The organism is Enterococcus hermanniensis, assembly GCF_001885945.1.
GTDB classification, from domain to species: domain Bacteria; phylum Bacillota; class Bacilli; order Lactobacillales; family Enterococcaceae; genus Enterococcus_A; species Enterococcus_A hermanniensis.
The window spans coordinates 95,433-118,827 of the sequence record NZ_JXKQ01000002.1; the positions used below are offsets into that span (position 1 = coordinate 95,433).

At 37.4% G+C, this 23,395-nt stretch carries 23 protein-coding genes and 1 other RNA gene; 7 read left to right on the plus strand and 17 right to left on the minus strand.

Going from position 1 to position 23,395, the window contains the following annotated elements; translation table 11 throughout:
* Positions 1-131: 131 nt before the first annotated feature.
* On the plus strand, positions 132-332 hold the full coding sequence (locus tag RV04_RS02690; protein WP_071856931.1) for a cold shock domain-containing protein: 201 nt from the start codon (positions 132-134) through the stop codon (positions 330-332).
* A gap of 9 nt (positions 333-341) precedes the next feature.
* On the opposite strand, the gene RV04_RS02695 is transcribed toward RV04_RS02690, so the two are convergent.
* A complete protein-coding gene (locus RV04_RS02695) occupies positions 342-776 on the minus strand; it encodes an EbsA family protein (protein ID WP_071856932.1) in 435 nt (144 codons plus the stop codon).
* A gap of 35 nt (positions 777-811) precedes the next feature.
* On the opposite strand from RV04_RS02695, the gene RV04_RS02700 reads away from it, so the two are divergent.
* Entirely contained in the window at positions 812-1,198 is a 387-nt protein-coding gene (locus RV04_RS02700; RefSeq protein ID WP_071856933.1) for a ribonuclease HI family protein, read from the plus strand.
* On the opposite strand, the gene cls is transcribed toward RV04_RS02700, so the two are convergent.
* The 3 genes from cls to RV04_RS02715 all read right to left on the minus strand — a co-directional run bounded on the left by cls (position 1,193) and on the right by RV04_RS02715 (position 6,749).
* Positions 1,193-2,653, minus strand: coding sequence for a cardiolipin synthase (gene cls, locus RV04_RS02705; RefSeq protein WP_084405497.1), 1,461 nt, complete (start codon positions 2,651-2,653; stop codon positions 1,193-1,195). The two genes, RV04_RS02700 and cls, sit on opposite strands and share 6 nt — an antisense overlap.
* Before the next feature lie 140 nt (positions 2,654-2,793).
* Complete coding sequence (gene alaS / locus RV04_RS02710; protein ID WP_071856934.1) at positions 2,794-5,427, minus strand: alanine--tRNA ligase; 2,634 nt, start codon at positions 5,425-5,427, stop codon at positions 2,794-2,796.
* A gap of 266 nt (positions 5,428-5,693) precedes the next feature.
* Positions 5,694-6,749, minus strand: coding sequence for a DUF7278 family profilin-like fold-containing protein (locus RV04_RS02715; RefSeq protein ID WP_071856935.1), 1,056 nt, complete (start codon positions 6,747-6,749; stop codon positions 5,694-5,696).
* A gap of 69 nt (positions 6,750-6,818) precedes the next feature.
* Between RV04_RS02715 and RV04_RS02720 the strand changes: the two genes are divergently transcribed.
* Positions 6,819-7,256 carry a GNAT family N-acetyltransferase gene (locus RV04_RS02720; RefSeq protein ID WP_071856936.1) on the plus strand — a complete coding sequence of 146 codons (438 nt, stop codon included), beginning with the start codon at positions 6,819-6,821 and terminating at the stop codon, positions 7,254-7,256.
* Positions 7,257-7,280: 24 nt separating this feature from the next.
* Here RV04_RS02720 and RV04_RS02725 read toward each other — a convergent pair whose 3' ends face one another.
* Both RV04_RS02725 and RV04_RS02730 read right to left on the minus strand, forming a co-directional pair.
* Positions 7,281-8,630: a DEAD/DEAH box helicase gene (locus RV04_RS02725; RefSeq protein ID WP_071856937.1), complete on the minus strand. Its 1,350-nt coding sequence runs from the start codon at positions 8,628-8,630 to the stop codon at positions 7,281-7,283.
* Positions 8,617-9,780 (minus strand): VanZ family protein, encoded by a 1,164-nt coding sequence (locus RV04_RS02730; protein WP_071856938.1) that lies wholly within the window; start codon positions 9,778-9,780, stop codon positions 8,617-8,619. Before RV04_RS02730 ends, RV04_RS02725 begins: the two co-directional genes overlap by 14 nt.
* Before the next feature lie 121 nt (positions 9,781-9,901).
* Between RV04_RS02730 and RV04_RS02735 the strand changes: the two genes are divergently transcribed.
* Positions 9,902-10,216, plus strand: coding sequence for a hypothetical protein (locus RV04_RS02735; protein WP_071856939.1), 315 nt, complete (start codon positions 9,902-9,904; stop codon positions 10,214-10,216).
* An 11-nt stretch (positions 10,217-10,227) separates the two neighbouring features.
* Here RV04_RS02735 and RV04_RS02740 read toward each other — a convergent pair whose 3' ends face one another.
* The 6 genes from RV04_RS02740 to RV04_RS02765 form a co-directional block, all read right to left on the minus strand.
* The gene (locus RV04_RS02740) at positions 10,228-10,575 is read right to left on the minus strand and encodes a hypothetical protein (RefSeq protein WP_071856940.1); all 348 of its coding nucleotides are present in this window, start codon (positions 10,573-10,575) and stop codon (positions 10,228-10,230) included.
* A 104-nt stretch (positions 10,576-10,679) separates the two neighbouring features.
* Positions 10,680-11,324 (minus strand): HD domain-containing protein, encoded by a 645-nt coding sequence (locus RV04_RS02745; RefSeq protein WP_071856941.1) that lies wholly within the window; start codon positions 11,322-11,324, stop codon positions 10,680-10,682.
* Positions 11,311-12,477, minus strand: a complete 1,167-nt coding sequence (locus RV04_RS02750; RefSeq protein ID WP_071856942.1) for a THUMP domain-containing class I SAM-dependent RNA methyltransferase — start codon at positions 12,475-12,477, stop codon at positions 11,311-11,313. Before RV04_RS02750 ends, RV04_RS02745 begins: the two co-directional genes overlap by 14 nt.
* Positions 12,478-12,595: 118 nt before the next feature.
* Positions 12,596-12,967: RNase P RNA component class B (rnpB, locus tag RV04_RS02755), an RNA gene on the minus strand.
* Positions 12,968-12,986: 19 nt separating this feature from the next.
* Complete coding sequence (gene gpsB, locus RV04_RS02760; protein WP_071856943.1) at positions 12,987-13,391, minus strand: cell division regulator GpsB; 405 nt, start codon at positions 13,389-13,391, stop codon at positions 12,987-12,989.
* Positions 13,392-13,459: 68 nt separating this feature from the next.
* On the minus strand, positions 13,460-14,017 hold the full coding sequence (locus RV04_RS02765) for an SLOG family protein (RefSeq protein ID WP_071856944.1): 558 nt from the start codon (positions 14,015-14,017) through the stop codon (positions 13,460-13,462).
* 80 nt (positions 14,018-14,097) lie between these two features.
* On the opposite strand from RV04_RS02765, the gene recU reads away from it, so the two are divergent.
* Together recU and RV04_RS02775 are read left to right on the plus strand one after the other, a co-directional pair.
* The gene (recU, locus tag RV04_RS02770) at positions 14,098-14,715 is read left to right on the plus strand and encodes a Holliday junction resolvase RecU (RefSeq protein WP_071856945.1); all 618 of its coding nucleotides are present in this window, start codon (positions 14,098-14,100) and stop codon (positions 14,713-14,715) included.
* The gene (locus RV04_RS02775) at positions 14,708-17,071 is read left to right on the plus strand and encodes a PBP1A family penicillin-binding protein (protein WP_071856946.1); all 2,364 of its coding nucleotides are present in this window, start codon (positions 14,708-14,710) and stop codon (positions 17,069-17,071) included. Before recU ends, RV04_RS02775 begins: the two co-directional genes overlap by 8 nt.
* A 16-nt stretch (positions 17,072-17,087) precedes the next feature.
* Here the strand turns inward: RV04_RS02775 and nth are convergent, their stop codons facing one another.
* The 5 genes from nth to RV04_RS02800 all read right to left on the minus strand — a co-directional run bounded on the left by nth (position 17,088) and on the right by RV04_RS02800 (position 22,570).
* Positions 17,088-17,741, minus strand: coding sequence for an endonuclease III (gene nth, locus RV04_RS02780; protein WP_071856947.1), 654 nt, complete (start codon positions 17,739-17,741; stop codon positions 17,088-17,090).
* Positions 17,734-18,444 carry a DnaD domain protein gene (locus tag RV04_RS02785; RefSeq protein WP_071856948.1) on the minus strand — a complete coding sequence of 237 codons (711 nt, stop codon included), beginning with the start codon at positions 18,442-18,444 and terminating at the stop codon, positions 17,734-17,736. Before RV04_RS02785 ends, nth begins: the two co-directional genes overlap by 8 nt.
* A 110-nt stretch (positions 18,445-18,554) precedes the next feature.
* Positions 18,555-19,898, minus strand: a complete 1,344-nt coding sequence (locus tag RV04_RS02790; protein WP_071856949.1) for an FAD-dependent oxidoreductase — start codon at positions 19,896-19,898, stop codon at positions 18,555-18,557.
* A 342-nt stretch (positions 19,899-20,240) separates the two neighbouring features.
* The gene (gene tkt / locus RV04_RS02795; protein ID WP_071856950.1) at positions 20,241-22,235 is read right to left on the minus strand and encodes a transketolase; all 1,995 of its coding nucleotides are present in this window, start codon (positions 22,233-22,235) and stop codon (positions 20,241-20,243) included.
* 92 nt (positions 22,236-22,327) lie between these two features.
* On the minus strand, positions 22,328-22,570 hold the full coding sequence (locus tag RV04_RS02800; protein WP_071856951.1) for a DUF896 family protein: 243 nt from the start codon (positions 22,568-22,570) through the stop codon (positions 22,328-22,330).
* A 132-nt stretch (positions 22,571-22,702) separates the two neighbouring features.
* Here RV04_RS02800 and lexA point away from each other — a divergent pair, with 132 nt between their 5' ends.
* Complete coding sequence (gene lexA / locus RV04_RS02805) at positions 22,703-23,326, plus strand: transcriptional repressor LexA (protein ID WP_071856952.1); 624 nt, start codon at positions 22,703-22,705, stop codon at positions 23,324-23,326.
* The last annotated feature ends 69 nt before the right edge of the window (positions 23,327-23,395 follow it).

Here is a 23,395-nt window from a genome sequence, read left to right on the forward strand (position 1 = left end):
TTTTTATTCGTTCACTTTATTATAACGAATTCGCGAAAGAAAAACACTACTCAAGATTGCAAACTTATAGATTCGCATTTTTTGTTTCCATCACGTATAATAAAAACAGCAATTGCAAAGGAGTGTTTGTAATGAATAATGGCGTTGTCAAATGGTTTGATGAAAAAAAAGGTTATGGCTTTATCAGCTATGAAGAAACCCAAGAAGTTTTTGTTCACTTTACTGCTATTGAAGAAAATGGATTTAAAACTTTAGAGCCTGGTGACGAAGTTGAATTTGTGATTGTCGAAGGCGCTCGCGGAATGCAAGCGGCGCATGTGAAAAAAAAATAAACGAAAGGATCAGTTTCGGCTGATCTTTTCGTTTATTTCTTTGACTTCGATTTCAGGAAAATACTCGATAAACGTTTCTACAAAGGTATTCTTCGTTTTTTTCTTCATGGCAAAATGAAAGGTCGCGCCACTAAGGCCCTTTCTTTGAATCACGATTCCATCTTTACATACGATGAGATAATCTATGTGTTCATGGGAAATGGTTTCTAATCTCCACATACGCATATAGCGGACTTTGACCCCTGACTTATCTAAAAGTAGATACCGATGAAAACCCATGATCAAAAAGACGATGAAGATCCCAATGAAGATATTTCCTTGCAAGTACGGATGGGTCTTCTCAAGCGTTAAAATCAAACCATAAAATAGAATGATGAATGTTAATGACCAATAGATAATACTAATGGATAATTCGGGTTGCCAAAAATAACGCTTTTTTTTCATTTACTTGCTCCTACTCTAATTAAAGGATGATACTTATGCTAAAAGTTTATACGGATGCAGCAACCAATACACAAAGAAGTGGTGGTGGCATCTTGCTTATTTCAGACAAACAAAAACAACTCTCTCTTCCCTTACCAGAAGACAATAATCATCAAGCGGAACTGGCCGTAATCATTCATGCCTTACGTTACTTGATTGATCATCGATTAAATGAGCAGTCTGTTTTGCTGTATTCAGATAGTAAAACTGCAATAAAAATTTTAGACCAAGGACAAACAAAAAACAAGCAATTTTTGCCATATTTATCAGAGTTTAATGAATTAGCGCCTCATTTTCCTTTACTTGTCCTGCAATGGATCCCTGAGACAAAAAATAAAGGGGCGGACAATCTTGCCCGCCAAGGTTTACGTAAAAAATTATAAGACCGGTGATAATAAGCGTGAGAACTGTTGCTTGAACGTCAGCCATCTTGATTGATCAGCAATTATTTGGTCTGTCAATAAAATACAATCGTTCATGTCCTCTTCAAATATTTTTCTGAACAGCTGAGCAATCTCAGGATCATAAATAAAACTGCTGACTTCAAAATTCAATTCATAACTACGAATATCTTGATTTGTTGAACCAAAAGTCGCTAATTCATCATCTACAACCATTGTTTTCGAATGGATAAACCCATCCGCGTAGTGATAAATCTTTACTCCACGTTGATGTAAATAATTTGCATAATATTGGGTTGCTCGATAGATAAATGGATGATCCGGCATATTGGGAATCATGATCCGAACATCGATTCCTGATCGTACGGCAATCAAAATCGCAGAAATCATTGTTTCATCAGGGACCAAGTACGGCGTTTGAATCCAAACGCTTTTTTCTGCTGACATAATTAAGCGCACAAAACCATCTTTGATAACTTGTGTATCATTATCTGGGCCATCCGCTACGATTTGCATGCCAACCCCTTTAGTAATTTCTTTTTCTGGTAAAACAAAATATTCTGGCAGATAGCTCATCCGTTGAGACTTATCTTTTACCGACGCATTCCAGTCACGAATAAAGATTTCTTGCAACGTAAAACTCGCCGTTCCTTCGATCCGACCATGTGTATCACGCCAATTTCCAAAACGTTTGGATTCCCCCAAATATTGATCACCTACATTAAACCCCCCGGTCCAACCGATCTGTCCATCGACGACTACAATTTTACGGTGCAAGTGATAGTTTAAACGTGTTTTGGCTAAAATATTTCTTGAGGTAATAAAAGCCGTCACTTTTCCCCCGTTTTTGATCAAAGTTTCATAAAACTTCTTATCGGTTTTTGGTGCCCCCCAAGGATCATAGATCATCCGAACTTCTACGCCTTCCGCTGCTTTTTCTTCTAAGATCCGCATGAAACGATTCCCAATTCGGTCATCAAAGAACGCATAATATTCGACATGAATCGTACTTTTTGCTGCTCGTAAATCAACAAATAAATGTTCGAATTTATCTGTTCCATTTAAAAAGAAGGCTACTTCATTTCGAATCGCTAAAGGTGATTCATCTAAATTTTTAAAGAATTTTACTAATGCATTTGCTGCTGGATACAATTGATCCGGTGCGTTGTAATCAACATGACGATTATCATGTTGAATAATTTCATTGATTTCTTTAACACGTTTTTCATCTTCTTGTTCAAAACGATACATCGTTTCCCCATCAATACCACGGCCACAAAAAGCGTAGATCAAAAAACCTAAAACCGGTAAAAAAATCAGGGTTAATAGCCATGCCCAGACCGTTGTGATGTTTCTTGGTTTGCGAAAGACAGTCACAATCGCACTGATCGCATTAATAAAAAAAACTAGCCAAATGATTTGCTCAACAATTCCCAAATGATTTCCTCTTTTCAAAATGATTTCATTTAGAATTATACAGAATGTCTCTGTGCTTTGAAAGAAACATGCTGTGACAGATGTGAAGTTTTTCATGTAAAAAAAAGTAGCCGCACGTTGCGACTACTTTTTTGATTTATTTAGGCCAACCAATTAGTGACTTCTGCTAATGCATCTGTTAAACCAGCTGGATTTTTCCCTCCGGCTTGAGCCATATCTGGACGACCTCCGCCTCCGCCTCCTACTTTAGGTGCGATTGCTTTGATCAAATCACCAGCTTTTAAGCCTTTTTGATTTGCTTCTGGACTCATTGCTGCCAATAGATTTACTTTTTCACCTTGAACGGTACCTAGTACAAGGACATCAGATAAAGATTTTTGTTTCCATTGATCTGCTAATTGACGAAGTTGGTTCATATCTTTCACATTAACTTGAGCAGTGATCACAGTTGTGCCGTTGATTTCTTTCACGTCTTTAAAGACATCGCCTGCTTGTTGATTTGCTAATTTAGTCGCTAATTGCTCATTTTCTTTTTGTAATTCACGCAATTGTTGTTGCAATTGTTCTGTTTTGCTTACGACCTCTTTAGTTTGAGGTGATTTCACGATTTGAGCTACTTGAACTAATTGTTCTTCTTCTTCTCGGAAAGCTTCGTACGCTTCTTTGCCCGTTAAAGCTTCAATCCGGCGTACGCCAGCTCCGATACCTGATTCAGAAATGATTTTGAACAAACCGATATCTTCGGTATTAGCGACATGGGTACCACCACAAAGTTCAATGGACCAATCGCCGATATTTACGACCCGAACATCGTGCCCGTATTTTTCACCAAAGAGTGCCATCGCACCCATATTTTTAGCCGTATCGATGTCTGTTTCAATCGTTACAACAGGAATAGCTTCCCAAATTTTTTGGTTAACGATTTTTTCCATTTCTTTTAGTTCATCCGCAGTGACTTGGCCAAAATGAGTAAAGTCGAAACGTAAGTGTTTGTCTGTTACTAATGAACCCGCTTGGTTTGCATGATCGCCTAAAATTTCTTTTAAGGCTTTATGCAAAACATGTGTTGCCGTATGGTTTTTGATAACTTTATTACGGAAGGCTGCATTAACTTGTAAAAAGTATGTTTCACCTTCATTTAAAGCTGAAAGAACTTCGACCGTATGCATCGCTTGGCCGTTTGGTGCTTTTTGAACATCAGTGACATTGGCAATGATTTTACCTGCTTGGTCAACAATGATCCCTCGATCGGCAATTTGTCCACCCATTTCAGCATAGAACGGTGTTTCCGCAAAAATCAAACGAGCCTGGCCTTCATTGACAGTAGAAACTAACTGATCATTTTGCAAGATCACTAGTAGTTCACTTTCGCTTTCTAAGTGATCGTAGCCCACAAATTGGCTTTTAACCTTGATATCACCAAGTAATGCTGTTTGGACGCCCATTGATTTTTCCGTTGAACGTGCGGCACGTGCGCGTTCTTTTTGTGCTTGCATCTCCACTTCAAAACCTTCATGGTCGACTTTAAGTCCCTCGTCTTCTGCAACTTCTTCGGTTAATTCTACCGGGAAGCCAAATGTATCATATAGTTTAAAGATAACTTTACCATCTAAAGTTGTTTCATTTTTTGTTTTCAATTCGGCTAATACGTTGTTCAGCATCGTTAAACCATCATTGATCGTTTCGTGGAACCGTTCTTCTTCTGTTCGAACAACTTTTTCAATAAAGGCTTCTTGTTGATTAACTTCTGGGTAATAGCTCACCATAATGTTTCCTACTACTGGCACTAATTTGTATAAGAAGGCTTGATCGATGCCCAATTTTTTACCATGCATAACTGCACGACGTAGTAAACGACGTAAAACATAGCCCCGGCCTTCATTTGAAGGAAGGGCGCCATCCCCGATTGCGAAAGCTAATGAACGGATGTGGTCAGCGATAACTTTGAATGAAACATCTAATTGTTTGTCTACGCCATATTTTTTCCCACTTAATTCTTCGACTTTACCGATAATTGGTAAAAATAAATCTGTTTCAAAGTTTGTTGGTGCATCTTGGATGATCGAAACCATTCGTTCTAAGCCCATCCCCGTATCAATGTTTTGATGAGGTAAAGGTTCATAAGTCCCTTGTGGTGTATGATTGAATTCTGAGAATACTAGATTCCAAATTTCTAAGTAACGTTCATTTTCCCCGCCAGGATAATTTTCAGGATCATCTTCTGCTAAATCATTAAATGATTCTCCGCGATCATAAAAGATTTCTGAGTCCGGACCACTTGGACCAGCACCTAAATCCCAGAAGTTGTCTTCAATTTCAACAACGTGATCAACAGGAATACCAACTTCTTCAAGCCAAATACGTTTTGCTTCTTTATCTTCAGGATAAACCGTCACATATAATTTATCCGGGTCAAATCCGATCCATTCTGGAGAAGTTAAAAATTCCCAAGCCCATTCGATTGCTTCGACTTTGAAATAATCACCGATTGAAAAATTCCCTAGCATTTCAAACATAGTATGGTGACGAGCAGTTTTCCCAACGTTTTCGATATCATTGGTCCGAATTGATTTTTGTGCATTCGCAATCCGTGGATTTTCTGGTACGACACTACCGTCAAAATATTTTTTCATTGTGGCAACACCTGAGTTGATCCATAGTAAAGTTGCATCATTGACTGGAACCAATGATGCACTAGGTTCGATCATGTGTTGTTTTGATTTAAAGAAATCTAAGAACATTTGGCGCACTTCAGCGCTTGATAATTTTTTCATGTATTCTCCTCTTTTCAAAAAAATAAAAACTACCACTGCAGTCAAGGACGAAAACTCGCGGTACCACCTTGATTGCAATGATAGTTTGATCATTACCTCTTCATCTCGTTAACGCTGAGCAGCGTTGATTTTTCAATCAAAATTTTTTGGGAGCAATCTATCTTTCGCAACGTACAACTTTCAGCAATCGTGTACTTTCTGTGGAGGCGTTAAAGAATAAACCATATCCTTTTTAGAGTATAGAAAAAACTATGCCAAAAGTCAAACTAGATATTGATTAAAATTGCTTTACGATACAGATACTCACTAGGTGCTAAGATTTCATCCTCTTTTAGCATCATCATATCATTTGCATAATACGTTGATAAAGGTAAAAAATCAACGATTGGAATGCCCGTATGATTTTGTTGATTTTTCAATTTCAAGACTCCTGGATCTTCCGTTAACTCAAACCGAGTCATTGAGGTATCAAAGTACAAGCCAAACATATTACTCTGTGTCATCAGTTTTTGGATATTTTTCCCCCGAGAGGGATCAGCAACTGCTAAATCATTGCCCCACCGAAATAACCGCCGACTTCCGGCTCCGTTCACATATTCCCATTGATCTTCAGTCAATAGATCAAAATTCTTGCGGCGAATCTGCTTCCGTAAACTCGCATAAGTATGTCGCTCGTGGGTGTAGACTGCATAACAATCCGAATTAGGGATCATTTCGATATACCATTGCCCATCGGACAAAACATTTTTAGGAAAGGTCCACGTTAAACTTTCTGCTGGTGTCAGATTCGGTGATAAAACTTCTTTGATCTCTTGTTCGATTGTTAAAAATTGAGCTACTTCCCCTTCAAATCCCCCAGTCACAGAATCATAAATTCCTAGATAATTCGTGCCCGCTGGCAGTGCACGTCGCTGTACAAACATTGGTGGTATCTGAACTTTACGTAAATTAGTCGTCTTTTCATCGATCAATTTCCCTAAGGATTCAACGTCAAAAAAATTGTATTGACCGCGTAATTCTTTTGGGATGGTGATTTCATGCGAATTAGGTGCTGTTTCTAATAAAGATAGGCCTTTGGTTCCTAGATTCCAACCTAAAATCGCTTGTTGATTTCCTGGTATAAATACGAATTCTTCTTCGTCGATAGATAATTGAAAGGTTTGGCATTTTATCCCAAACAAGTCAAAATCTTTCAATTCGATATCAGTGATCTTCATTAAGGGATTCACAAAATGAAGCAAAAGTTGACTTAATAGGGTGCGTTTTTCTTTTGGAGTCAATCGTTTCCAATACGACCAATCCAATTGTTCTAATAAGTTCATAAATTTTCTGCCTCCTCCAACATTCATATGCTAAAATTATACCATTATCCGATAGAAATGAGGAATTAGATGGAGAAAATTTTTAACGCCAGCCCATTTGTTCAGGCTGCGGCTTTTTATCTACGCTATCATGTATTTGTTTTAGAACAATCGATTCCTCCTACATTAGAATTCGATCGACTTGATACCAGTGATCGAGCGTATCTCGTCATTTTTGATGGCACTGTCCCTATTGCGACCGTTCGTTATCAAACGACCGAAAAAACATGTTTGAACCCAGATCGACTTTGTGTCCATCCGGATTATCGCAATTTAGGCTTAGGCACCGATTTATTACGCGTGATTGAAAAACGAGCGTTGGATGAAAATTGCACAACCTCAAAGCTATCAGCAGAAACCACCGCGCAAGCTTTTTACGAGAAAAATGGTTACTCAGTCATATCAGCTATTTTTGAAGAAGATGGGATTCCTTGCGTAGAAATGAAAAAAGACCTCGTATCCAAATAATAAGGATACATGGTCTTTTTTTATTTATGAATTTGAACGCTTTTTATTTTTGCGAGCGCCGCGTTCTTCTTGACGACGTGATTGACGACGTTTTTGTTTATTTGATTCAGAAATTGCACGATCAATTTTTTTCTTATAACCCGGTTTGATTTTTTTCTTCGATTTCTTAACTAAACCGATCAACGTCGGATCTAGTTCGTCTTTTGATTTTTCACGTTTTTTACGACGGTTACGATCATATGTGTCTAAGATCTCACCATTTTTGATTTCTTTTGGTTGGAAAGTAACTCCTAGATTTTCAATCATACTTACGCTGTTTTCATCGCTTGGGCTGTATAAGGTGATTGCCGTTCCGGACATGCCGTTCCGGCCTGTTCTACCGACACGATGGATAAAGAAATCTAAATCTTGTGGAATCTCTGCATTGATTACGTGAGACACTCCTTCAATATCGATACCACGAGCGGCTAAATCGGTTGCTACTACATATTGATATTCTAGGTTTTGGACTTGACGCATCACCCGTTTACGTTCACGCGGGGTAATTCCTCCATGAATCTTAGCAACTTTCATTCCCTTAGCTTTTAAATAGTCGCTGATTTCATCGACATTTTGTTTTGTATTAGCAAAAACGATAGCTAAATAGGGTTGACCAATCGTTAATAATTCATAAATCAAACGGTTTTTATCTTTTCCTTTAGTTGGTAATAACCAATTCTCGATCGTGTCTGAGATTACGGCTTTTGATTTAATTTCTTCAATTACGGGATTTTCCATGTATTTTAATAAGAATGGACGTAACTTCTCTGGAATAGTTGCTGAGAAAACCAGCATTTGTAAATGTTTTGGCAAGTGTCCCGCAATTTGATCGACTTCATGTAAGAAGCCCATATCCAATGTCATATCCGCTTCATCAATCACAAAATAATTTGCCGTATGAACTTTTAACGCCTGTTCATTCATCATATCTAAAATACGTCCTGGTGTCCCAATAACAACGTGAGGTTGGCGTGCACCTAATTTGTCTATTTGGCGTTGTTTATCTGTTCCGCCGACAAAGTTTGTCACTCGGATTTCTTCTGGTGAAAATTGTGCGATTTGAACAGCTGCTTGATAAATTTGAGTTGCTAATTCACGACTAGGCGCTGTAATCAAAATTTGTACTTCATCTTTTTTAGGATCAACCTTATCCATTAATGGTAACAAGAATGTATGCGTTTTGCCGGAACCTGTTTGTGATTGACCGATTACGTTTTTCCCTTTTTTGATTAGGGGAATTAATTTTTCTTGAACCGCAGTTGGTTCAGTAAAACCTTTATCCTTAATTGACTCAAGAATAAATGGTTGAAAATTGAATGATTCAAAAGTTCGCATGTTCTACCTCTTTCTTTAACGTACTAATTGTATACGTTTGACTCGCTTTATCATGGAATAGGCGGGTTTTTCTTCTTATGAGAGCATACAATAAGTTGAATAGAAATAAAAGTAAAATTCCTAAACTAATAAAACCAAATGTCACATAAGCAATGAAAACCGTGTGGTTATCGGTAGATAAATGGGTCATTGTATACTGAAAAATTTGTAATAAACCATTTAATAATAAATAAAATGCACTATAACGTTTAACTAAACTAACAAATCGAATATGATTTCGGTCTTTTTCTACGACTTTTATTCGGACGATTTTCTTGCCGAGCGTTTGGCCGTTCCAACAATACATAAAAATCATAAAGTAAATGATTACTTCTAAAGCAAACGGCACAAAAGAATAATTTAGCAACACGGTTAACTTATTCGGCAACGGATTTGGTACAAGACTCAATAAGGACGTCACTAATCCAATCACAAACCAATCAATCATGAAGGCCACAAAACGGCGTAATAAAGATACTTTTTGACCTTTAGCTAAAGATTCTGAATCCAATTCATTTCGTGTTGGTAAAAAGAAAGTGAATAACGGTGCACATAAAAAGCCTAGCGTTCCACCGATCGTATTGTGTAGTAAATCATTGACGTCAAAAAGTCGATAGGGTCTCGGGTAAATAAAATATAACCCACTCAACTGAGTCAATTCAAAAAATAAAGAAACACCTAAACTAATCAAAATCGTTTTTGGTAATGATAATTTAAAGTAATAGCGGCTATAGACCCCTAAAGGAAACAATAACGCGATGTTAAAGACTGGTTCCAAAAAGACACTTTGTTTCATGGCCGGTAAATAAGTACTTGGATTATTTACTTGAAGAACTGTTTGATTCAAAAAATTGTGCCAAGATTGAAATAAATGTAATTCATATCGCGGCCCTGTCATTTGAGCCACCACATCAATACTTGGTAAAGGTAAAATCACCAAATAGTAAATACACAGTAGGTAAAAAACAAAAGAATATAAAATCAAACTACGTAATTTTCCGAGTTGCCCATACTTCCGATAATAATAAATTAAAAATGGTGCAGTGATCAGTAAGGCTAGCAACGGAAAAGTCAACACGGCAGCTTTGATTGGAAATACATAACTACTCATAAACTAAAATCCCTCATCCTAACTAAATTACTCTCCAGCTTTTCAAAACAAGCTAGATTTTTAATAGAGTGTGGTAAAATAGATGCATCTTGATTTGACAATTAACAAGGAGGATCCATCTATGCTTAACCCATTTTTTGCATTCGGCGTTCCCGCCGGATTAATGATTATTTATATGATATTCTATTTTACCAAAAAAGCGAAAAAAACTGACTATCGCCGATTTGTATTGACTTTAATAGCAGTCTTTCTAACAACTTTCAGTTATCAAGTTTACAATTATAGCCAGTCTGTAGTAAAAATTACCTCCCCAGAAAGCTTTGCTACCAATTTTGGCTATAGCCAAGGACGCTTGATCGTTCCGCTTGTATTAGGGGCTATTTTAAGCGTGATTAATTTTTACTACTTGTTTCGCCAATTTAGAAAAAAAGAATAACAGGAAACCTGTTATTCTTCTAAATCAAAAAATTGTACTTCGACATTATTTATCAATTTCAACGTGTTTAAATCTAGTGTTACCCACTCTTTGGTTGTTGGTTCGTAATGATTATCCTCGAAACACACTTCAATCTTATCTAGTAGTTGATCCGAACTACCAAAGTCAGCTGCGTTTTTACCCAGCAATGCACTAAGTAATGCTGGATTTTCAATCGAGAAAAAATCTTCTTGATACTTATATAAAATGACTTGATACGTTTTTAATGGCATTTCACAACGAATGGCAAATACCCCTTCATCTAGGTTGGGTATCTTGTCTAAAACTTCTTTGGGACTCAATATTTCACGATGTAACATTCAGAAGCTCCTCCTAACTTGAACACATTATAGAAAAAAAGACTTCACTCTGGAAATAAAACGTCTCGCAAAGAGAATTTGTAAGCATATTACTTAACATTTCTTTATAATTCCCACTCTTTATAAAATCTTTTTAAAAACTCTTTCATAAACTCCACCCGTTTATTCGCTTCGTTTAATCCTGCAGCTGTATTCATCGACAGTGGTAATTTAAACAGTTTTTCATAAAAATGATTGATTACCGTACTTTTTTCACGGTAATCTTTTTTAGTCTTAAACTCTTTTGGTTTTACATTCGGATCATAAAGCGGACTTTCCGTATGACCGCCATAATAGGCTGTCCTTAAGATCCCAATTGCACCTAATGCATCTATTCGATCAGCATCTTGAACAATCTTTCCTTCTATTGAAAGATCAACTTTTCCAAATTCAAGTTCTTTAGAATAGGACATATTCTCGATGATAAAAAAGATATCCTGAATATCAGCACTAGAAAATTCGAGTTTTTTTAAAAATTTTTTAAGGTTTTCTTTTTCACTGTCAACATTTTCTACAACTTTATCATCAATGACATCATGAAGATAACTTGCTGTTTGGATAAGCGTTGTATCAGTAATCTTTTCTTCAGCTGCCAAACACTTAGCAATCTTCGCTACTCGCTCAACATGATAAAAATCATGGCCACTTCGATCTTGACCTAATTTTTCATAAGCATATTGACGGACAGCAGCTAATTTAGTTTTCTCCATCTGTCCGAGGTTTTCTTGGGGGTCTTTCGCCCCAATACTGGAATAGATCGGTACGGATCGCACCATTATACAGTTTGCGTTTTTTCGTAGCTTTTGCACCATAGAATTCTTCAAAAGCCAAGTCACTAGTCAGAATATACTTACTCCAAGTTTTTAACGGACGGAAGACATCTCCCATCTCACGATACAAGATGCGCACTTGTTCTTCTTCGCCCAAACGTTCTCCATAAGGCGGATTAGCAACAATGACGCCATAATCTTTTTCGGTTTTAAAATCTTTGACTGCTCGTTGTGTAAAAGTAATTGAATCCCCTAATCCAATTTCTTCGGCATTCGCACGAGCAATTTCGACCATCCGACCGTTGATATCTGATCCAGCAATGTCTAATTCGATATCATAATCGGCTGCTTCATCCGCTGCAGCTCGAACTTTTTCAAAAACTTTAGGATCAAACCAATCCCAAGCTTCGCAAGCAAATTCACGATTAAATCCAGGGGCGATATTATGGCCAATCAATGCTGCTTCAATACACAAAGTACCGGAACCACAAACTGGATCATAAAATGGACGGTCTTTACGCCAATTTGTCAGCATCACTAAAGCGGCTGCCATATTTTCTTTCAAAGGAGCGCCCCCTTTTTCTAAACGGTATCCTCGTTTAAAAAGACTTGGCCCCGTCGTATCGATTGTCAATACTACATGGTCTTTTAAGAGTGCCACTTCTAGCTGAAAGAAAGCGCCCGTTTCAGGTAATGGTACTCGTGATGGTCGGTGGTACACTTCGCGTAATCGTTCAACAATTGCTTTTTTAGTGATTGATTGACAATCAGGCACGCTGTAAAGTTTTGATTTGATTGAACGTCCGGCTACGGGGAATTCAGCATCCATTGGCAAAAAATCTTCCCATGGGATCGCTTTGACTTTTTCAAACAGTTCATCAAAAGTGAACGCGTCAAATTCGTCGACGATAATTTTTACACGATCCGCTGTTCGTAACCAAAGATTTGCTGTGGCAATCGTTTCTAAATCCCCTTTAAAACGGGCACGACCATTTTCTACTTGGCAATCAATGCCTAAATTCTTTAATTCTTTTCCTACCAATGCCTCAATTCCCGCTGCGGCAGTTGCAATCAAATTATATTGTTTTTCCATATTAGCTCCTTATTCTATATTGACTCTGTAAAAAAGATCCTACATTACCTCAATGATTCTATTCAATAAAAAAACCTTCACAACAAAGTTGGAAGGTACACCCTGAATTGCTGCAATTTTCTGTAAGCCATGTTTTGTACGGCGATTAACTCAGGGAAGTGTAATCGTCGTGGTAATCATCTATCTCCGACATAATGTCGTCTCTTTCATCGTTCATTTCCTTAGAAAAAGCGCCCCTACCATAGTTTGGGTTGCTCGCTCGAGGGGTTTACCGCGTTCCACCATTTTGATTTCTCAAAATGCTTCGTCACTGTGGCACTTTCAAGAATACTTAGGCATAGATTGCTCCTTAGCCCTTTTTTCTGCCGTTACTTCCTAAGAAGTACCTTAGCTTATTTTTTCGCTAAGCACGAACACTACAGACATCTCAGTCTGTGCGAGCATGGACTTTCCTCAGCTTGCGTATAGCAAACCGCGATCACCCGAAAATTGCATCACTCATTTTTGTTTTAAAATTGACGAGTTTTTTCAATATCACTTTCGTCTTGTGTATAATTTTGACTTAAATCAGTAGAAGCTGTTTGGTTGTTGGCTTGTTGATCAAGTTTCTTTCCAAATACTTCTCTTTCAAGATTTGATAGGCGTTTTAAAATGTCGAAGTTTGTCACTGCAGAACTCTTAGGCGCAGCTTCTTTCACACGTGAAGGAGCAGGTTGAGCTTTGGATAGTTGTTCAACTTTTGCTTTCAAACGGTCATTTTCTTCCTTCAACATTAATAAATCTTTGTTATAGGCCTCATAATCTTTGATTACGTTATCCAAAAATTCATCGACTTCGATTGGATCGTAACCGCGCATTTTTGTTTTAAACTCTTGCTCCAAGATATTATTTGGAGTATAGATTAAATTCGCCATTTTTCCACCTCATTAGCTCTTAACTTAATTTGCTTTCTTATACATTCTAGCCGATATACTTGAGGAAATCAAACACTATCACCAAAGTCTGAGTAATTTTCTAGATCATCCATGGTAATTGTAAGCAAATCATAAGAATTTCCCGCTTGAAAACGTTCAACATCTGACAAAAAGAATTTACTCTTACCTGGATATTCAGAATCATAGACAACTAAAGCGCCATCAGTGTGTTGCAATAGAAAATGAACATGATTTTTAAATTGGACCGGATTTTGATAGGTTTGGTGACTAACTGAATCAACAAAATCAGCACTCTGTACCAATTCATTTAATACTAATTGGTTAGGTTCTTTCCAATTACTACCAAATTCTTTAAAAGGTAGAATGATCGCCAGTGAAATTTCTGGATAATCTTTTTTTAATTCTTTAATGATCTGCCCAGCCCACATTTCAGTTCCTAAATTTCCACTGATCATTACCCATTCAAGCCCATTTTCAATTAAATTGATTAATTCCTTTTTTAAAATATTCTTAATTACTTGTACGCGTGGGTCATTTTCGCTAAAAATTCCTAGCTCATAGCTTTGATAACCTGTAACATACAACCGTTTTATTATTTCTTTCATTGTTTTTTCCTTACTTTCGCTTAAAAATAAAATATTTCAGACAAAATTTGATATAATAATGGATAGGAGTGTGATAAAAAATGGCCTTTCATTATCCTAATGGACAATCGTTTCCCCTGAAAAAATCAGCTCAGCAAACGCTGAAAAAAGAAACAACATTTGCCAATCGTGGTATGCACTTTGAAGAGGCAATCAATCAGAGTAACGAGTACTACTTAACTCATGATAAGGCAGTTGTTCATAAAAAGCCAACACCGCTTCAAATCGTCAAAGTAGATTATCCTAAGAGAAGTGCAGCGGTCGTTAAAGAGGCTTACTTTAGACAGCCTTCAACAACGGACTACAATGGCGTCTACCATGGTTATCATTTAGATTTTGAAGCAAAGGAAACTAAAAATAAAACTTCTTTTCCTTTAAAGAATTTCCATCAACACCAAATTACGCATATGCAGAAATGCGTGAATCAACAAGCGATTTGTTTTGTTTTATTATGGTTTTCAAGTTTAAATCGTTGCTTTTTCCTTTCTGCAGAAAAACTGATAGACTATTGGAACGAACAAGAAAATAGTCGGAAATCGATCCCTTTATCCGTCATTGAAAATGAAGCAATCGAAATTGTTCCACAAATTGCACCGCGGATCCCTTATCTAATTGCGGTTGAAAAATATCTTGAAAAAAGGAGTCAAACAAATGTCTAATACCTCTCGTTCGCAAAAGAATAAGCGGACCACTCCAGGTAAAAAAATGAAATCAAAAAATAAAAAAGGTGGCTCTTTGGGTCTCAAAATAGCCGTTGGCTTTGTTGGTTTTCTATGCGTCGTGCTTCTTGCTGGCATGGGGCTTTTCTTTCTCTATGCGAAAGATGCACCAAAATTAAGCGAAGCAAAATTAGGTGCTACCCAATCTTCTAAACTTTACGACAAAGATGGTAATATTTTTGAAGATTTAGGGGCTGAAAAAAGAGAAAAAGTCGAATCGAATAAAATTCCTCAAGAATTAGATGATGCGATCGTCTCTGTCGAAGACCGACGCTTCTTTAAACATAATGGGGTTGACCCGGTTCGAATCGCTGGTTCATTAGTCCACAATATTACAAATAAAGGCGGCCTTCAAGGTGGTAGTACTTTGACCCAGCAATTAGTCAAACTATCCTTTTTCTCAACAAAATCTTCTGATCAAACGATCAAGCGGAAAGCACAAGAAGCTTGGTTGGCTATTAAATTAGAAAAAAAATATTCAAAACAAGAAATTTTGACGTATTACATTAACAAAGTCTATATGGCCAATGGTCTTTACGGAATGGAAACAGCAGCAGAAACATATTTCGGTAAAGAATTACAGCATTTAAGCATTGCCCAAACAGCCCTACTTGCCGGAATGCCACAAGCACCAAATTCTTACGATCCTTATCAACATCCAAAGGCTGCGAAAAACCGACGAGATACTGTCCTTTATACTATGTTGACAAATAAAAAAATTTCTCAAGAAGAATATGACAAAGCAGTAAAAGAACCAATTGATGAAGGCTTACAACCTTTAGCAACAGACAACCAAGAACGTAAAGTAACTGATAATTACGTAAAAGAAGTCATTACTCAAGTTGAGTCAAAAACTGGTAAAGATGTTTATACGGATGGCTTAGATATCTATACGAATTTAGATATGAGTGCGCAAGAGCAATTATATAAAATTGTGAACAGTGATGAATATGTCCAATATCCCGATGAGAATCTACAAGTAGCTGCAACGTTAGTCGACAGCGAGACTGGTCAAGTAAATGCTCAAATCGGCGGAAGAAATATTGCAGATGATGTCTATTTAGGCTTAAACCGTGCAGTCACTACTAATCGTGACTTTGGTTCAACTGTTAAGCCTGTCACCGATTACGGTCCTGCTTTTGAATATTTGCAAAAATCGACTGGAACTCGTATCAGCGACAGTGCCTATAATTATGAAGGTACTACTACTCCCGTTAAAAACTGGGATAACAGCTATCAAGGAAACATCACCTTACGTCAAGCACTCTATGATTCAAGAAATGTCCCTGCCGTCAAATTATTTAATGAAGTCGGTACAGATAATGTAACCAAATTTTTAAATAATTTAGGCATCGAGTATAAAAATATTCAACAAGCCAATGCGATCTCAAGTAATACTGAAACACAAGATGGCTCAAAATACGGAATCTCGACCGAAAAGATGGCAGCAGCTTATGCGGCATTCGCTAATGGTGGTACTTATAATGAGCCGCTATATATCAATAAAATCAAATATCAAGATGGCTCTGAACAAACATTTGAAAGCAAAGGAACCAAAGCGATGGAACCTTATACAGCTTACATGATCACAGATGTGTTAAAAGATGTGATTTCAAAAGGGACTGGTACGAATGCTCAAATTGCCAATCTTTTCCAAGCGGGTAAAACCGGAACTTCTAACTATACAGACGATGAATTAGCAAAAATCCAACAATATGATTCTGTATCGCCTGACGTTATGTTTACCGGGTATACTCCTCATTATTCTTTGTCTGTTTGGACGGGATATGATGATCGGATGGAACCGATCACTTCGCAATCTAATATGATCGCTAGTGATGTATACCGTGAATTAATGAGTTATGTCTCGCAAAATGTATCTAATGAAGATTGGACGATGCCGAGTGATGTGTTAAGAATCGGAAACGAATTATATGTTAAAGGCGCTTCTTCTGTTCCGAGCCAATCTAGTTACGCCAGTCAAAGTTCGTACTATAATAACTATAGTTCTTATAGCAGCCAACAACCTAGTAGCTCTGTAACTGAGCAAACAGTGACAACACCAAGTGTTTCTGAATCAGCTACTGTTCCGTCAAGCAGCAGTGAAGTTCCCCCAAGCTCTTCTGCTGTAGAAGAAACACCGACACCTTCAACACCTTCTTCTTCCGTTGAAGAAACGCCGACACCTTCAACGCCTTCTTCTTCCGTTGAAGAAACGCCGACACCTTCAACGCCTTCTTCTTCCGCCGAAGAAACACCGGCGCCGGCGCAAGACCAATCAAACAATAGTGATTAAAAAAAGCCGTTCGAAATTAATTTCGAACGGCTTTTAAACGGTCTTTTCCATCTTGACAGATATCCAACAACGGACAAATACTACATTTAGGGGCGCGCGCTGTACAATGATAGCGACCAAAAAAAATCAATGTATGATGACTCTTAATCCATAACTCTTTTGGAATTTTCCGCATCAATGTCGCTTCTACTTCTGACACTGAAGCATTTAATTTACAAATACGAAGGCGTTTAGTCACGCGCTCAACATGAGTATCCACAGCAATTGCAGGTACGCCAAAGGCATCACCCAACACTACATTTGCTGTTTTACGTCCAACACCCGGCAATTTGATCAATTCTTCGCGGGATTCGGGAACGATCCCGCCAAAATCATCTAGTAGCATTTGTGCACAAGCTTTAATATTTTTAGCCTTATTGCGGTATAAGCCAATAGTCTTGATTTTAGCGATCACATCCTCCATCGGTGCTTGCGCCAAAGCTTCAGGGGTGGGATACGCTGCAAATAGTGCCGGGGTCGCTTTATTGACAGAAACATCGGTCGCTTGAGCACTCAAAATCACTGCAATTAATAATTGGAATGGCGACTCTGAGTGTAATTCTCCGATGGCATCAGGAAACATTTGATACATTCGGTTCATAGCTTCCATTGTTTTTTCTTTGCTAAGCATCCGGGTCTTTCCTTTCTAGCCAGTTATACAAAGAAACTTTAGGTAATTCTTCGCTTTGTTGTTTTTCTTCTTTTTGCAGCAATACTTTTTTACGTCGTCTTTGCTCTTCTTCGACCTGAGCTTTTGATCGAATATTCTTCTTTTCCCAGCTTTGTAAAACTGTTTCGATATATTTAAAATTGTAAGCTTGGTTTAAAACGGCTTCCTGTAAAGCCAGTTGAATCAATTCTGGTGAATAGTGGTCTTCATCTACCCAGTAGCCGATTTTTTGATATTCAATCGGTGAGAGTGGCCGCCCAAATTCTTGCTCAAAAGATCGTAACATCCGTTTTTGAGCTGCTAAATCATTTTCTTCCTCTACTTGGAAGCGTTGTTGCTCTTTTAACAAAGATAATTTTTCAAAGGCAGGCATGCAATCATAATGATCACTTTGGCGACCTTGTTCATCTTGGGCTGTTTCTAATTGTATAAATCCTTTTTCAACTAGACTGTTCAAACCTTTGTAGATATTTTCTGTCGAATGTCCCATATTCTTCGCTATCACTGTCAAATTAGGAAAGTCTTCTCCTGCTTGATGAGCAGAATATAATTGTAGCCATAACATAAACTCATTAGTAGTCAGGCCAATCACTGTATAATTTTGTAATAGCAGATTTGAAATCGTGGTTTCTCCTCCAGCTAAATAATCTTGTAATGAAATCATTTAAAATCCTCCGTTCACATTTTTAGTTTACACTAAAAAAATAGGAAGTCCAACACTTAGAAAAAAGTCAATCAAATAAAAAAATGGGAAGCATCGCTTCCCATTTTTTTCTATTCAGCCTCTTCTAAAGCCGCTTGAGCTAAGATATTCAAGTAGTTCCATGGGCGATCAAAATGTGGTTGGAAGAAGAAATCTTGTAATGCTAAATCTTCTAAAGTCATATTATTTTGAATCGCTACAGATAAAGTATTAGCTGATTGAGTAATGTCATATTTAGATAAGAATTGTGCACCTAAAATTTTATTTGTTCCTTTTTCAGAAACGATTTCCATCAATATTTTTTCTGTGGTCGGCATGAATTCTGGGCGATAATTATCTTCTATTACTGTTACATTAACATCGATCCCGTTCAATGCGGCACTTTCTTTTGTCAAACCAGTTGAACCAATTGTCCAGCCAAATAAGTATAAGCCAGAAGTTCCTTGCGTACCACGATATTTTACTTTTTGTTCAACTAAATTTTTACCAACTAGCATTCCTTGACGGACAGCATTTGTTGCTAATGGAATATATTGATGTTGACCAGTTGGATTGTAATGGACGACTGTTGAATCACCCGCAGAGAAAATGTCAGGATTGCTTGATTGCATGTACTCATTTACTTTGATTGCACCACTTGGTAGCATATCAACTTTGTCTTTTAATAAATCAGTATTGGGACGGAAGCCCACGCATAGAATGACCATGTCCGCATCAAACTCATTGCTTGGCGTAACAACTTTTGTTACCGCACCCGTTTCATCTGCTACGAATTCATTCACATTTTCACCTAAAGCAAGCGTTACTCCACGATCAACTAATTCTTTTTCTAACAAGTCTGTAAACGGCTGGTCCAAATATTTATTTAAAATACGTGATAAGCCATCAATTAATGTTACTTGTTTCCCACTTTCAGCGAACGCTTCAACTAATTCGATTCCAATGTAACCTCCACCAACTACGACAACCTTTTTAGCATCTTTTGCTTTTTCAATGATTTGGTTGGCTTGATTGTAATTTTTACATAATAAAACATTTTTTGATTTGATTCCTTTGATTGGCGGAATGATAGGCCATGAACCAGTTGTTACAACTAATTTATCATAGTCGATCACTTTTTCTTCATTGGTTTTCAAATCTTTAGCTGTTACTTTTTTATTATCTGTATCAATATTAGTCACATCGTGTTCCATGTTCACTGATGCGCCTAATGAAGTCAATTCTTCAGGGTTTGAATAGAATAATCCAGCAGGGTCTTTTACTACTCCACCAACGTATAAAGCGATTCCACAAGATAAGAAAGAAATGTTGTCATTACGTTCAAACACCGTCACTTCTGCATCTGGGTGGCTTGCTAATATATTTTTAACGGCTGCTGTGCCGGCATGGGTACATCCTACTACTACTACTTTCATTGTCGTCCCTCTTTCATTTATCATGATTTGTGTTTGCAATCTTTTGCACAAGGATAGTGTAACAGATTTTATTGCCTGTATAAATTATTTTGCTCACAAAGAACGACTTTTATTTTGAATACAGAAAATTTGAAAGCGCAAAAGCTATTTTATTTTTCAATAATTTTTTTATGTAAACAAAAAATCCAGAAATAAATCACTCTTTCCACCATAACTGAAGACTCAATTTTTGATTATTTTTCTCAGCACAAATGTTAAATTTCTCTATGGGAACTTTTTTTATAATCAAAAAATACATAAAAAAAAAACTGAGAAATTTTTTTCTCAGTCTTTTTAACTATGCTATAATTCGTTAAATGTATTTACAACATTTTCTACTGTAAAGCCAAATTGTTCTAGAATGTAATCGCCAGGCGCTGATGCACCAAAATGATCGATTCCAATCATTTTGCCTTCTGTACCAATGTAACGTTCCCAGCCAAATGGAGAAGCAGCTTCAATCGCTACACGTTTCTTGACAGCTTTTGGTAAAACAGATTCTTTATAAGCAGCATCTTGTGATTCAAACAAATCAAAACTTGGAATAGATACTACAGAAACGTCTTTTCCTTGAGCTTTCAATTCTTTTTGTGCTTGTACAGCAAGATTAACTTCAGAACCAGTTGCAATCAAGATACCTTCTGGTGTATCAGATTCTGCTTTAGAAATCACATAACCACCTTTGGTTACGCCTTCTTTAGCTAAATCCTTACTGTTTGGTAAAACAGGTAAGTTTTGACGGCTTAATACTAAAATAGTTGGTTTATCCGTTGTTTTCAACGCTTGTGCCCAAGCAGCAGAAGTTTCGTTACCATCAGCAGGTCGGATAACTTGTACGTTAGGCATGCAGCGAACACTTGCTAATTGTTCGATTGGTTCATGGGTTGGTCCATCCTCACCTACAGCTACAGAATCATGTGTAAGCACATAGATAACTGGTAAGCCTTGGATAGCTGACATACGGACTGCAGGACGTAGATAGTCGGTAAATACAAAGAATGTCCCACCGTAAATACGTGTTCCGCCATGTAAATGAATTCCGTTCATCGCACTAGCCATCGCAAATTCACGTACACCAAACCAGATGTTACGACCTTCGTATGATTCAGGCTGGAATTCTTTATCATCAGTCATGGTTGTATTATTTGAACCTGATAAATCTGCGGAACCGCCCCAAATATTTGGAATGGCTTTTGATAAAGCTTGAATCGCATCTTTACTTGATACCCGGCTTGCTTGTGAAGAACCTTCTTCATAAACTGGTAATGACTCTTCCCAATTTTCTGGAAGTTCGCCAGCAAAGGCTTGTTTGAATTGTTTCGCTAATTCAGGATAAGCTTTTTCATAGTCAGCAAATACTGCATCCCAATTTGATTCAGCTTTAGCACCCTTATCGTTGATTTCTGCTTTAAAGCGAGCAGCTACTTCCTCAGGGACTGTGAAATCAGGATATTCCCAACCGTAGATTGCTTTGGCTGCTGAAATACCATCTGCTCCAATTGGTGCACCATGGACTGCTGACGTTCCTTGTTTAGGAGAACCATACCCGATCACAGTTTTTACTTCGATCAATGTTGGTTTACCTTTTTCAGCTTTCGCTTCTTCGATTGCTTTAGAGATTGCTTCTAAATCATTACCATCTTTAACTAAAATATGTTGCCAACCATACGCTTCATAACGAGCTCCCACATTTTCAGTAAATGCTTTTGAAGTTGGTCCATCTAAAGAAATATCATTTGAATCATACAACACGATCAATTTTCCAAGTTTCATATGTCCGGCCATTGAACTTGCTTCAGCAGAGACACCTTCCATCAAGTCACCATCGCCACAAAGTGCATAAGTATAGTGGTCAATTACTTTGAAATCATCACGATTATACGTAGCTGCTAAATGAGCTTCAGCCATTGCTAAACCAACAGAAGTTGAGATACCTTGGCCTAAAGGACCTGAGGTTGCTTCGACACCGTCTGTATGATGATATTCAGGGTGCCCTGGTGTTTTACTTTCCCATTGACGGAAATTTTTTAAATCATCAATCGTTACTTGGTAACCAGAAAGATGTAATAAGCTGTAAAGCATTGCTGATCCATGACCTGCAGATAAAATAAACCGATCACGGTTTGGCCAGTTTAATGAAGTTGCTGGATTCACATTCAAATGTTTTGTCCATAGAGCATAAGCCATTGGTGCTGCTCCCATTGGTAAGCCGGGATGGCCAGAGTTTGCTTTTTGGATTGCTTCAATACTTAATGTTCTAATTGTGTTTACACCTAATTGATCGATTTTGTCGAACAAAATAGTTCCCCCTTTTTGGTCATAAATACTTTAAATACAGATTTATTGTAACCGATTTATTTTGACATTACAATCACAAAATACTAAAAGAATTATTTTCTATTATGTAATCCCTTTTGCTTTTGAATCTCTTTTAATTTCTCAGGAGTAACGTCATTTCCTTCTGGATCAACAACTTTCATTCCTTCGATATGATGACGCATGCCGCTTCTAAATGACGAAATATATTCTTCACGCAAGACTTTTTGTTCTTTAGCTTCAGCATCTGTTAAGCCTTCAGATTTCTTTTTCTTTGCTAGCTCATTGATTCGTGCAATCGTTTCATCATTGATCATCTTGAACACCTCTTTCTTCTTACTAATTATACATAAAAAATGCGAACTTAAAAGCCTAAATGAATACGAACGTTTGTTTGAATTCTTTGCTTTTGTATGCTAAACTAAAAAAAACGAAAGAAGGTGCGGGCATTGGCAAAAAGAACGGAAACAAAACAATTAGAAGTTTTGCGTTTTATTCATGAACGCGTTGAAGATAAAGGATATCCACCTACTGTTAGAGAAATTGGAGAGGCTGTAAATTTATCCTCTACCTCTACAGTCCATGGCCATCTTTCACGATTAGAAAAAAAAGGCTGGATTTTACGTGACCCCACAAAGCCACGAGCCATCGAATTAACTATTACTGGTTTAGACAAAATCGGGGCAACACCAAAAGTCATTCCGATGCTTGGAGTAGTCACTGCCGGCGAACCCATTCTAGCAGTAGAAGAAGCTTCAGACTTCTTCCCGGTTCCCCCAGACCTATCTAGCGAAGAAGGCAGTCTATTCATGTTGACGATTCGAGGAGAGAGCATGATTAATGCTGGTATTTATGACGGCGACCATGTCATCGTAAGAAAACAATCTGCCGCAACAAATGGCGAGATTGTTATCGCTATGACGGATGAAAATGAGGCAACCTGTAAAAGATTTTATCGCGAAACGGACCACATTCGTTTACAACCAGAAAACGATGAACTACGCCCTATTATTTTAGACAACGTTTCGATTCTTGGAAAAGTTGTTGGCCTATATCGAAACCATATTTATTAATCGGAAGTTTCTTCCGATTAATTTTTTTACTTTACAAATCGAACAAACATTCGTATAATAAAAACACAA